The sequence below is a fragment of the Mycolicibacterium vaccae NBRC 14118 = CIP 105934 genome (assembly GCF_001552715.1).
GTDB classification, from domain to species: domain Bacteria; phylum Actinomycetota; class Actinomycetes; order Mycobacteriales; family Mycobacteriaceae; genus Mycobacterium; species Mycobacterium vaccae.
This window is the reverse complement of record NZ_BCRS01000176.1, coordinates 1-12,076: the sequence shown is the minus strand read 5'-3', so window position 1 is coordinate 12,076 and position 12,076 is coordinate 1. Positions and strand designations below refer to the sequence as shown.

The window sequence follows — 12,076 nt, the reverse complement described above, 5'->3', positions numbered from 1 at the left end:
GGAACGCACGGCCGCCGGCCCCGCCGTTGGCGCCGCTGCCGCCGTTGCCGAACAGCAGCCCGCCGTTGCCGCCGTTGCAGGCCGCGCCGGCGCAGTCCGCAGCGGCGTCCAGTCCGTGGCCGATCAGCCACCCACCGGTCCCGATCATCGGCCGGACCGGGGTGGCCGCGGCGCTCAGCGCGCGGGTGTTCGAGTCGCGTTCGGCGTTTTCCAGCCACCACCACGGTTGTTCGGCGACCGGCGCCGATGGTGCATCAACCGAAACGAGCGAGACGTCCAGCAAACTTTCTTCGCTTGCGGACGCGGGACTGGCAAGTGCCAATCCCACACTCATGAGCGCCGCCCCGCCGACACCGGCCAGTAGCGCAGCACGAACCGTCGAGCTCGACGGATTTGGCTCGGACAAGGAGGTTTTCCGGAAGCTGGACACGGAGGGGGCACCCTTCGACGAAGTTATTTGCGTAAGCAATTAACTACGGACTATGGCAGATCGCACCGTGCAACGGGCAAATTTTAACGAAGGCGGAAGCCCACAAGCGGTATATCAGCGGTAATCGATGACCACCCGGCCGTCGATCTGACCGCGCTCCATCCGGTCGAACACGTCGTTGATGTCCTCGAGCCGGGTGGTGTGGACCGTGGGATGAATCAGTCCGCGCGCAAAGAAATCGAGCGCCTCGACCATGTCCTGACGGGTGCCCACGATGGAACCGCGGATCGTCAAGCCCTTGAGCACGATGTCGAAGATCGGCGCCGGAAAGTCACCCGGCGGCAGACCCACGAACACGATGGTGCCTCCGCGCCTGGCCAGGCCGATCGCCTGCCCGAAGGCGGCCGGATGGACCGCGGTCACCAGCACGCCGTGCACCCCGCCCGTAGCCTGCTGCACCTCGGCCACCACATCGGCGGTCCGCGCGTTTACCGTGACCTCGGCACCCAGCCTGGTGGCCAGATCGAGTTTCGCGTCGTCGACGTCGACCGCGACAACGCGCAGGCCCATCGCGCTCGCGTACTGGACGGCGACGTGACCGAGTCCACCGATCCCCGAGATCGCCACCCACTGACCGGGCCGGGCCTCGGTGACCTTCAGACCCTTGTAGACGGTGACTCCGGCGCACAGGATCGGCGCGACCTCGACCGGATCCACGCCGTCGGGGATGCGTGCGGCGTAGTCGGCGTCGACGAGCATGTAGCTGCCGAAGCTGCCGTCGACGCTGTAGCCGCCGTTGCGCTGGCTCTCGCACAGCGTCTCCCAGCCGGTGCGGCAGTACTCGCAGCGCCCGCACGCCGACCACAGCCACGCGTTACCCACCATGTCCCCGACCTGGAGATCGTCGACTCCCGCACCGACGGCCACCACCGTGCCGAACCCCTCATGCCCGGGGATGAACGGCGGAGTGGGTTTGACCGGCCAATCCCCATGCGCGGCATGCAAATCCGTGTGACACACCCCTGAGGTCACCAACTTCACCAGAGCCTCGCCGAAGCCGGGCTCGGGCAGATCACGCTCTTCGATCGACAGCGGCTCGCCGAATTCGGTGACGACTGCCGCTCGCATCCTGTTCTGCGTCATGGCTTCATCAGACGCCCGAAACGCCGTTCACCGAAGAGCCTTTGGTCCCCACCTCCGGTGAACAGGAGACGAACTCGCACGGATCGAGGGAGATCCGTGCGAGTTCGCGTTGGGCAACGTGCGGGCAGGCCTAGAAGAAGCCGAGGGCCTTGTCGCTGTAGCTCACCAGCAGGTTCTTGGTCTGCTGGTAGTGATCGAGCATCATCTTGTGGTTCTCCCGGCCGATGCCGGACTGCTTGTAGCCACCGAAGGCCGCATGTGCCGGGTACTGGTGATAGCAGTTGGTCCACACCCGGCCGGCCTTGATGTCGCGCCCGGCGCGGTAGGCGGTGTTGCCGTCGCGGCTCCACACCCCGGCGCCCAGGCCATAGAGGGTGTCGTTGGCGATCGAGATGGCCTCGTCGTAGTCGGTGAACGACGTCACCGTCACGACCGGGCCGAAGATCTCCTCCTGGAACACCCGCATCTTGTTGTTGCCGGTGAAGATCGTCGGCGCGACGTAGTAGCCGCCGCTGAGGTCGCCGCCGAGCTCGGCGCGCTCACCGCCGGTGAGCACCTGGGCGCCCTCGCTCTTGCCTATCTCGATGTAGGACAGGATCTTCTCCAGCTGGTCGTTGGAGGCCTGCGCGCCGATCATCGTCTCGGTGTCCAGCGGATCCCCCTGGCGCACGGCCTTGGTGCGGATGGCCGCCAGCGCCAGGAAGTCGTCGTAGATGTCGGCCTGGATCAGCGACCGGGACGGGCAGGTGCACACCTCGCCCTGGTTGAGGGCGAACATCGTGAAGCCCTCGAGCGCCTTGTCCTGGTAGCTGTCGTTCGCGGCGAGCACGTCGTTGAAGAAGATGTTCGGGCTCTTGCCGCCGAGTTCCAGCGTCACCGGGATCAGGTTCTGCGACGCGTACTGCATGATCAGCCGGCCCGTGGTGGTCTCACCGGTGAACGCGATTTTGGCGATCCGGTTACTGGAGGCCAGGGGCTTGCCCGCCTCGACACCGAAGCCGTTGACGATGTTGACCACGCCCGCGGGCAGCAGATCCCCGATGATCTCGAACAGGTACAGGATCGAGGCCGGCGTCTGCTCCGCCGGCTTGAGCACGATCGCGTTGCCCGCGGCCAGCGCCGGCGCCAGCTTCCAGACCGCCATCAGGATCGGAAAGTTCCACGGGATGATCTGGCCGACCACGCCGAGCGGCTCGTGGAAGTGGTAGGCGACGGTGTCGTCGTCCACCTCCGACAGCGAACCTTCCTGCGCGCGAATGCATCCCGCGAAATAGCGGAAGTGGTCCACAGCCAGCGGGAGGTCGGCGTTGAGCGTCTCACGGATCGGCTTGCCGTTGTCCCAGGACTCGGCCAGCGCGATCGACTCGAGGTTCTCCTCGATCCGATCGGCGATCTTGTTCAGGATCACGGCCCGCTCGGCGGCCGAGGTCTTACCCCAGGCCGGTGCGGCCGCGTGGGCGGCGTCGAGGGCTTTCTCGATGTCGCTCTCGTCGGACCGGGCGACCTCGCAGAACGTCTGCCCGGTGACCGGTGTCGGGTTCTCGAAGTAGCGGCCGGCCGTCGGTGGCACCCACTGGCCACCGATGAAGTTGTCGTAGCGGGACTTGAACGACATGAGGGAGCCGTCAGCCCCGGGGCGGGCGTACACAGTCATGGGGAGCCTCCTGCTCGTGTGGTGTGCGTCACTCACGCTACGCGCGTCACCGTTGCACCACGGTTGCATCGTTCGGCAGACTGCCGTCATCGACGAGAACCGCCGCACACCCCGCCAGCAGCGCAGCCGCGAGACGGTGAACACGCTGGTGGAGGCGGCTGCCCAGGTGTTCTCGCGTGAGGGCGTCGCAGCGACGACCAACCGGATCGCCGAGCGCGCAGGGCTCTCGATCGGCACGCTCTACCAGTACTTCCCGGACAAGTTCGCCCTGCTGCGGGCTCTCGCCGAGCGTCACGTGCGCGACGCCGACCGCGAGCTCACCGCGGAGTTCGCGCGGCTGCGACTCGCGGCTCCCCCGTTCGACGACACGATGCGGGACGTGCTCACCGCCGTGGTCGCGCTGCACGGCGACAGTCCCCGCCTGCACGCGCTGCTGCACCGGATGGTGGCGCCGACCCTCAAGCAACTCGACGAGATGCACGGCTTCGAGGACCGGATCTGCGACGAGGTTGCGTTCCACCTGAAACGCTGCGGGCGCGGCGGCGACGATGTCGAGATGACGGCGCGGACGCTGATTCACGCCGTCGACGCGCAGTTGCACCGGGTGATGATGCGCGACGGGTTCGACATCGAGGACGCCAGGGACGCGCTGATGCTCACCGTCGAGCGGCTCGCTCCACCACCCGGGTGAACGCGGCGCGCAGTTGCTCGAGCCCGGGTTCCTCGATCGGGAAGTGGCCGCAGTTCTCCAGCGTGACAAGCTCTGTGGGTCCTGAAATGCGCTGTAGGAAACGGACACTCAGCTCCGGCGGGGTCCAGGTGTCGGCTGCGGGAGCCATCAGCGTGACGGGTGCGGCATCGAACGACTCCGGCGCGGTGTGGCGATAGTTCATCCAGCTCGCCAGGAAACCGAGCGGGACGCTGGCCCCGCCACCGCGGGGGTCGGACGCGCACAGCCGCGACAGCTGCGGGTCGGTGCTCATCGCCGCCATGTCGGCCAGCCAGCGGATCGGCAGTCGGACGCGTCCGAGGACAGGTTCGATCGCGCGCAGCAGAGCGGGTGCGGGCCGGCCCAGCCACGCGAACCGGGTGGCCGCAGCCCGCGCGGCAGGGTCGGCCAGATCGAGAAGACACGTCGCCACCACTGCGGCGACCTGTCCGGTGCGGGCGGCCACCTCGTAGGCCAGCATGCCGCCCATGCTGGCGCCGAACAGGATCAACGGGCGGGGGTCGGCGGCACGTTCGGCGGCGACGAGGTCGCACAGCAGGTCGACCCAGTCGTCGTAGCGCACGCCGGCCGGGTCGGGTTCGACGGTGTCGCCGTAGAGGGGCAGATCCGGGGCGAGCACCTCGACGCCGTCGCCGGCCGCAACCCCGGCGGCGGGCCAGAGGGCGCCGCTGTATCCGCCGCCGCCGTGAATGACCATGGCGCGGACTTCCGCCGACGCCACGCGGGTGCGCGCGATGTGCACGGTGCGGCCGCGCCATTGCCACCAGGTGCGCGCCGGTGGGGTCGCCATAGCGGTGTAGGTCTTCGGGACGAACGCGGAGTAGCTGTCGATGTCCATGGCGCTATCGTCGAATCACTTGACGGGCGTTGGCAACTCGCTTTTGCATACCCGTTGCGCTGGGGTTTCCCCGGGCTGCTCGGGTTTTCAGCCGAGCTCGAAGTCCAGACCGGCGAGATGTCCGCGGGCCCGGGCCCGGGCCACCGCGGTCAGCCCGGCGCTGTCGCGCAGCGCCTGCCAGCCCTCGCGGTCGTCGCGTCCATCGGGCAGGTCCAGCCAGCGCCGCAGCAGATCCGTGCGGCCCTGTCTGCCCTCGGCGAGCACCGCGTCACGCAGCGTGGTCGACAGCTGTGTGCGTAACCGCGCGATCGCCGGCGACACCGACTGGATCAGCAGCGGGCCGGCGTAGCGGGCGAGCGCGGATTCGACGTCGCCGGCATCGAGCGCGGCGAACACCTCGTCGACGTCGGTGGTGACCGGGGTGGACAGCCGGTACGGCCGGGACGCCAGGTTCTCGGCGCCGATCACCTTGCGCAGCCGCGACATCTCGGCGCGGACGGTGACCACGTCGAGGTCCTTGTCATCGAGCAGCACTGCCAGGTGGTCGGCCGACAGCCCCTCGGGGTGACGGCTGAGCAGCACCAGGATGTCGGCGTGCCGGCCCGTCAGAGGGGTGGCCTGGAGATGGCCGTACCGGTCGGTGGTCACCCAGCGCGGCCGGTCACCACCGAGAACCACCAGATGTGGCCGCCGCGCGGCAGGTTCCGCAGCGACCCCGGCGATCCGCAGCAGGGCCAGGTGGTTCTCGACGGCCACCGCGGTGGCGCGCACAAGAGCCAGCGTCTGTGCCGTCGCGACCTGGTCGCCGCCGGTCAGGTCGATTGCGCCGAGCAATACGCCGGTGGCCGGGTCGTGCACCGGCACGGCGGTGCAGCTCCACGGTTGCACGATGCGGGAGAAGTGTTCGGACCCGTGGATCTGCAACTCGCGATCCAGCGCCAGCGCGGTGCCGGGTGCGTTGGTGCCCGCGCTGCGCTCACTCCAGTCGGCGCCGGGGACGAAATTCATCGCCTCGGCCTTGCGGCACGCCGTCGGGTCGCCCTCGACCCAGAGCAGCGTGCCGTCGGCGGCGCTGACCGCCACGACCACCCCGGAGTCGGCGGCGTCGTCGACGAGCAGGCGCCGGATCACCGGCAGTGCCGGCGCCAGCGGATGGGTTTCGCGCAGTCTGTCGATGGTGGTGACGGCATCCCGCGCGCCGTCGAGGTACGGATCGACACCGCCGGCCAGGCTGCGCTGCCAGCTGTGCGCGACGACCGGGCGCACCGCATGGGATTTCAGATAGTTCGCGTCGACCTCACCCGCGACGAAAAGCTCGTGCACAGCACGTAGTTTCGGCGCCCGTCCGACCGATGCCCGTCCGACCGATGTCTCAGCTGCTGCCACCCGGCGCTTCCTTTGTGTTCGCCATCACATGTGCTGCCACCCTAACTCAGCAGCTGCGGCGGCGGGAATACAGTGCGGCCCCCGATCGGCTCCCCTCCTCTCGGGGGCCGCACAGTCTTATCGTGGGGCTCAGAAGCCCCAGGCGTGGGCGGCCCGGCGATCGGTGTCGGCGACCTCGTCGGCCCCCTCCCGCACCGCATTACCCAGGCTGATGAGGATCTCGTTGAGGGCAGCCGCCGACTGTTCCCACCGTGCCTGCTCCACCCGGTACGCCTCGGCGGACTCACGGGTCCAGATCGCCTGCAGCGGGGCGATCTGGGCGCGCAGATCGTCGAGGGCGGTGTTGAGACGGGCGGAGGTGCGGTGAATCTCCTGACGCACGGTGTACTCGATCTCCCCGAAGTTGTAGGACAGCGTGTTGGACATCGCCGGCCCCTACAGGTGCGCCGCGACGGAGGCGATCCGCTGCGAGTGGCCGTCGCCCACCTCGCGAAGGATGCGCTCGTTGTCCCGGATCGTCTCGGCGATGCGTTGCAGCGCGTCATTCAGCTTGAGCGATTCGGCGTTCCACCGCTCGACTACGTCGCGGAACCGCACCGCGGCGATGCCGCCCCATACCGACGGCGGGACGTTGCCCATCGCGGCGATGAACGAGCGCAGCATCGCCCTGATCTCGTCGTTGCGCGCGTCGGTCTTGCCGGCCACCGACACCATGAGGTCGAAGTCGGTGGTCAGCGCGGGCCCGGCGGCCCCTGACGGTGTCGGCATGTGCAGTCCTCTCGTAGGCTGGCTCAGCGATATACAGATTGGACGCACCGGCACCGAGTTCGGTTCCACCGTCTTGGGTTTCACCGCACGGCGCGGGCCGACCGCACCGCCTCGTCGCAGACGGCGCGGGCGGTGGATTCCCGGTCCGGCGCGCTCTGGCAGCCGATCGCGATCCGCAGCGTGCCGTCGATCAGCACGCTCCACCGCGTCTGGCTGTCGGTCCGTCGCTCCACGTAGGTCGCGGCCACCCGGCCGGCGCGCTCACCGGCGGGATCGAAGTCGGTGAACACTCCGGGCTCCTCGGAACCGATTGCCCGCCAGAGCGATCCGGCAACCTCTGCGAGGGTTGCCGGTTCCCCGTCGGCCTGGGTGACATGCAGGGCGGGCAGACCGCCGGCTGCCGACACACGCACCCGCGCCGAACCCGGTCCGGTCGTGACCCGTTCGACGGCCCAGGACGCGGGCACCGAGACGGCGACCCGGCCCTCCACCAGCAGCCTCGACGCGTCCACCGTCGTCCGGTCCGAACCGGCCTGGGCCGCCCACCCGCCGCCTGCCGCGGCGACCGTCAGTGCGGCGCCGGCCAGAACCGCGCCGGCGCGTCGGCTCATCCGTGCCCGGCGGGCGGGAGAGGCAAGGGTGCCCAGGGCGGCGTCGTGCAGACGGTCCCGGTCGCTGTACGCGATGGGGACCGTGAGCTTCCTGAGCTCGGCGGCGACCGCGGGAGACAGCGGCGCCACGCCGGCCGGAGTGTCGATCAGCACCGACGTCGCCGACTGCAGACGCCTCGCCAACGCCCGGTCGCCGCGCGCCACCAGGGAGTAGACCTCTCCCGGGCCCAGCACCACCACGTAGTCGGCCGACAGCTCGACCACCACGCCGCCAGCGGTCGCCGTCAGTACATCACCGCGTTGGCGCACAACGACTTCCGGTGCCGAGGCCTCGGCCGCGGTGCGCACGACGTCGACCCGGCCGACCGGCCACCAGGTCGGCACCACGAGCACCAGTATGTCGGCGTGCCCGCCGGCCGCGGCGTCCAGCACGTCGCGCCACAGGGCACACACCTCGACGGGCCGGTCGTCCACCAGCGCCAGCGGGTCGTCGACACATGCCAGCGCCGTCGAAACCCGTTCGGGATCCGCCTTTCCGGGGCCGGACACGGTGGCCGGTCCGACCTCGACCACCACCGGGCTCACGGCGGCTCCACCCAGGCGGTCTGCACCAGTTCGTCGGGCCGTCCACGCATGACCAGTGTGGCCCGCCCCGGGGGCAGCGGGGTGGGCCGTACGGTGCCCAGCAGCACCCCCTCGTCGGGTGCCGCGCTCATCATCAGGCCGACACACCCCATGTCGCGCATCCGCGCCGGCACGGGATCGAACATGGCGCGCGCGGCACCGCCGGAGCGCCGGGCCAGGATCACGCGAAGGCCGAGATCCTTGGCGTGCGGCAGGAAGTCTGCCAGCGGGGTGAGCGGGTTTCCGGTGGCGCCGGCCACCAGGTCGTAGTCGTCGACCACCACATAGATGTCGGGACCGCTCCACCAGGACCGGTCCCGGAGCTGCTGCTGGGTGACGAACTCGTCGGGCATCCGGGCGTTGAGCCGCTCGGTCAGCGCGGCCATCCGCGCCGCGACCGCCATCCCGGACACCGCATACCCGGTCCGCGGGCCGCTCTCCACGACACCGAGCAGGGTGCGCCGGAAGTCGACGATCTCCAGGTGCGGTTCGTCGGCGGCCGCGGCGAGCTCGGTGCACAGCAGTCGCAGCAGCGCGGTCTTGCCGCATTCGCCGTCACCGAGCACCAGCAGGTGCGGGTGTTCGGCGAAATCCAGGGTGACCGGCGCCAGATCGCGTTCGCCGAGGCCCAACAGCACCTGGCCACGGCGCAGTCCCAGCGCAGCGACGGCGGCCCGTTCCACCCGCTGGGGCAGCAGTTCGACCGGCGGCGCGGGGCGGCCGCCCTGCTGCACCGCGGTCACATCGGGTGTTGCGACGACCATCTCGCGACCGTCGGGGGTGATCCCGCGGCCCGGCGGCCGGTCGGTGAGCTCCTTGGCACGCCTGCGGTCCATCTCGGAGTCCGTCGGGTCGCCGAGCCGCAACTCGATCCGGGTGCCGATCTGATCCTTCAGCGCGGGCCGCAGATCGGCCCACCGGGACGCGGCGATCATCACGTGCACACCATGGGCGAGTCCCTGCGCGGCCAGGGTGGTGACCGTGCCCTCCAGTCCGTCGAAGTCCTGGCGCAGGGCGGCCCAGCCGTCGATCACCAGCATCACGTCCCCGTACGGGTCATCGACGGCTGGGCCGCCCTTCTCACGGGACCGCAGCACCGACTCCAGTTGCGCGACGATGCGTCGGCACAGGTCCCCGTCGCCCCGGCCGGCCACCGCCCCGACGTGCGGCAGGTCGCGCAGCGCGGCCAGGTCGCCGCCGCCGAGGTCGACACAGTAGAACTGCACGGCCGAGGAACTGTGGGTGGCGGCCAGCGCGCCGATGATGGTCCTCAGCGCCGTCGATTTGCCCGACCGGGGCGCGCCGACGACCGCGACGTTGCCCGCCGCGCCCGACAGGTCCACGATCAGCGGGTCCCGTCTCTGCTCGAACGGTCGGTCCACCACACCGATCGGTACCCGCAGCAGCCCCGCCGGCGTGCCGGACAGCACCTCGGCCAGCCGCGGCGACCGGTCCAGTGGAGGCAGCCAGACCCGGTGCGCCGCAGTGCCGGCACCGCTCAGCCGCTCCAGCACGGTGTCGAGCAGCGGGCGCCGCGACCTCTGGGGCGCGGGCCCATCGTCGCCGGCGAGTGTGAAGGGGCGCACCGCCGGGCCGTCTTCCCGGTGCGGCCCGCGCACCGGGAATCGTCCTGAGACGAACGCGGTCTGGAACCGGGTCAGGGTGCCGGATGCGGTGTTCAGGTAGGCCGCCCCCGGTTGCGCGGGCAGGTGGTGGGCGTCGGGGACGCCGAGCACGGCGCGGGACTCGGCGGCCGAGAACGTCTTCAGGCAGACGCGGTAGGACAGGTGGGTCTCCAGACCGCGCAGCCTGCCCTCGTCCAGACGCTGGCTGGCCAGCAGCAGATGCATGCCCAGCGAGCGGCCGAGGCGGCCGATCGCGACGAACAGCTCGGCGAAGTCGGGATGACGGGTCAGCAGTTCGGAGAACTCGTCGACGATGATCAGCAGTGCCGGTAACGGGGCCAGCGCCGGGTCCTTCTCGCGCGCCTGCCGGTACCCGGCGAGATCGGTGAGGTTGCCCGCCGCGCGCAGGATCTGCTGCCTGCGGTTGATCTCCCCCGACAGCGCCTCCCGCATGCGCGACACCAGTGGCGCCTCCTCGGCGAGGTTGGTGATCACCGCCGACACGTGCCGGACACCGTCCAGACCCAGGAACGTCGCACCACCCTTGAAATCGACCAGCACGAGGTTGAGCACCTCGGGTGGATGGGCGGCGATCATTCCCAGCGCCAGTGTGCGCAGAAACTCCGATTTTCCCGAACCTGTTGCGCCCACGCACAACCCGTGTGGCCCGAGGCCGCCGGCGGCGGCCTCCTTGATGTCGAGTTCGACGACGGTTCCGTCCTCGGCGACCCCGATCGGCACCCGCAGTAGTGCGGCTGCGGTCCGCCCGGACCACAGCTGCGCCGGACCGATCGCCTCCGGATCGTCGATGCCCGTCAGCGCCGGCCAGTCCGGGGTGGCGGATACGCGGCGGGCGGCCGCGTCCGTGCGGTGACGTGCCAGTCGCCGCGCGCACGCCACGGCGTCGGCCTGCGCGAGCCGGTCGCACCGGACCCCGACCCGACGGCCGTCGGCATGCACCTCGACCTCGGCCCCGGGCTCGAAACGCAACGCCACGACGGTGACACCATCGACGGGTTCCGGCGGCCCGCCGTCCTCGACGATGAGCAGGTGGCACCGGCCCGGGTGCCGATCAGTCTGGTGTGGAAGCCATTTCAGCCACTCCCAGTGCGGGTCCGGGCGGGCCGCCCCGACGGTCACCAACCCGGGGTGATGGTGCGTGGCGAGCTGGCACACCAGCGCCCGCACGGCGTCGCGGACCTGTGACGGGTCGCCGGTGACGGTGACCAGGCCGGTGCCGGGCAGTCGTAGGGTGACAGGCAGGTCGCCGACGACCGCGTGATGGCGCAGCAGTCGGCGCACCGCCCCGGTGGTGACGGGATCGGCGTCCTCGTCCGACGCAAGCGCGGGCGCGACCACCGTGACCGCCGCCGGTTGCTCCCCCAGACCGATCCGGACCACACCGAAGTACGGATCCGCCTCGGTCCGTGCCCACATCCGCGCGCTGCCCGACAGCGTCCACAGCGCAGCAGGTTCGGGGTGCAGCTCGAGCTGGGTCCGGCACTGCTCGTCGGCGGCCGTGGTCAGCGCGGCCTCGACCATCGCGAGATGGCGCAGATAGGCGGCGCGACCGCCGTCGAGGTCGGCGCCGCGATCGCGGCCGGTGGCGGCGAGGGTGCCGATCAGTGACACCAGCATCATGACCGGGAAGAACAGGAACATCGGATTACGCGACGATCCCGACGACGTCAGATACCACACGGTCATGCCGGCCATCGCCACGATCATCGCGACCGGCATGAGCCGGGCCAGCGGACTGACCGGCGTCCGGGCCTGCGGTTCCGGCGGACTGTCGACGACGATCCGGCCGGGGTCCATGTGTGAGTAGACGCACGACAGGCCCGGCCGGTTCCCTCGACCGCCCCGGAAAGTGGTGCGCCGCCACCCGGTGTCGCCGAGTTACGTTGAACCGGTGCCGGATACGCTGCGCTGGATCGCCGTCACCGCGCCGGTTTCGGGGGCTCCGGCCACCGTGGACCTCGTCGTGCCCGCGGACCGGCCGCTCGGGGAACTGCTGCCGTCGATCGTCGAGGCTGCCGCCGGCGCCGCGGACGGACCGCGACGCTGGCAACTGACCAGGGTGGCCGGTGAGCCGGTCGACACGTCACTGTCGTTGCGCGACAACGCCGTCGACGACGGCGAGATGCTCGTGCTGGCCGATGTCAGGGTCCCCCCACCGCGCCGCCGCCCCGCCGACCCGTGCGCGGTCGTCGCCGACGGGGTCACCGCGCAGGAGGCGGAGGTCCTGGGTCCGGCGGCCGCGGTGG

General features: G+C 70.4%; 10 protein-coding genes and 1 pseudogene. 2 read left to right on the top strand and 9 right to left on the bottom strand.

What is annotated here, in order from left to right:
* The 3 genes and pseudogenes from MVA01S_RS25235 to adh form a co-directional block, all read right to left on the bottom strand.
* Positions 1-430, bottom strand: a pseudogene (locus MVA01S_RS25235) (hypothetical protein); the annotation flags it as partial.
* 114 nt (positions 431-544) lie between these two features.
* Positions 545-1,573, bottom strand: coding sequence for an alcohol dehydrogenase AdhP (adhP, locus tag MVA01S_RS25230; protein WP_003929221.1), 1,029 nt, complete (start codon positions 1,571-1,573; stop codon positions 545-547).
* Positions 1,574-1,703: 130 nt separating this feature from the next.
* Positions 1,704-3,227 carry an aldehyde dehydrogenase gene (adh, locus tag MVA01S_RS25225; protein ID WP_003929220.1) on the bottom strand — a complete coding sequence of 508 codons (1,524 nt, stop codon included), beginning with the start codon at positions 3,225-3,227 and terminating at the stop codon, positions 1,704-1,706.
* Between adh and MVA01S_RS25220 the strand changes: the two genes are divergently transcribed.
* Entirely contained in the window at positions 3,226-3,918 is a 693-nt protein-coding gene (locus tag MVA01S_RS25220) for a TetR/AcrR family transcriptional regulator (protein ID WP_003929219.1), read from the top strand. The genes adh and MVA01S_RS25220 overlap by 2 nt on opposite strands.
* On the opposite strand, the gene MVA01S_RS25215 is transcribed toward MVA01S_RS25220, so the two are convergent.
* The 6 genes from MVA01S_RS25215 to MVA01S_RS25190 all read right to left on the bottom strand — a co-directional run bounded on the left by MVA01S_RS25215 (position 3,884) and on the right by MVA01S_RS25190 (position 11,627).
* Positions 3,884-4,795 (bottom strand): alpha/beta hydrolase, encoded by a 912-nt coding sequence (locus MVA01S_RS25215; RefSeq protein ID WP_003929218.1) that lies wholly within the window; start codon positions 4,793-4,795, stop codon positions 3,884-3,886. The genes MVA01S_RS25220 and MVA01S_RS25215 overlap by 35 nt on opposite strands.
* 87 nt (positions 4,796-4,882) lie before the next feature.
* On the bottom strand, positions 4,883-6,181 hold the full coding sequence (locus tag MVA01S_RS25210; RefSeq protein WP_040540537.1) for a helix-turn-helix domain-containing protein: 1,299 nt from the start codon (positions 6,179-6,181) through the stop codon (positions 4,883-4,885).
* 129 nt (positions 6,182-6,310) lie between these two features.
* Entirely contained in the window at positions 6,311-6,607 is a 297-nt protein-coding gene (locus tag MVA01S_RS25205) for a WXG100 family type VII secretion target (RefSeq protein ID WP_003929216.1), read from the bottom strand.
* Positions 6,608-6,616: 9 nt separating this feature from the next.
* On the bottom strand, positions 6,617-6,949 hold the full coding sequence (locus tag MVA01S_RS25200) for a WXG100 family type VII secretion target (RefSeq protein ID WP_003929215.1): 333 nt from the start codon (positions 6,947-6,949) through the stop codon (positions 6,617-6,619).
* Between the two features lie 80 nt (positions 6,950-7,029).
* Positions 7,030-8,145, bottom strand: a complete 1,116-nt coding sequence (locus MVA01S_RS25195) for a type VII secretion-associated protein (protein WP_003929214.1) — start codon at positions 8,143-8,145, stop codon at positions 7,030-7,032.
* Positions 8,142-11,627 carry a type VII secretion protein EccC gene (locus tag MVA01S_RS25190; RefSeq protein ID WP_003929213.1) on the bottom strand — a complete coding sequence of 1,162 codons (3,486 nt, stop codon included), beginning with the start codon at positions 11,625-11,627 and terminating at the stop codon, positions 8,142-8,144. Before MVA01S_RS25190 ends, MVA01S_RS25195 begins: the two co-directional genes overlap by 4 nt.
* Before the next feature lie 94 nt (positions 11,628-11,721).
* Between MVA01S_RS25190 and MVA01S_RS25185 the strand changes: the two genes are divergently transcribed.
* Positions 11,722-12,076 (top strand): EsaB/YukD family protein (locus tag MVA01S_RS25185; RefSeq protein WP_174538991.1); only part of this gene is annotated, 355 nt, incomplete at its 3' end.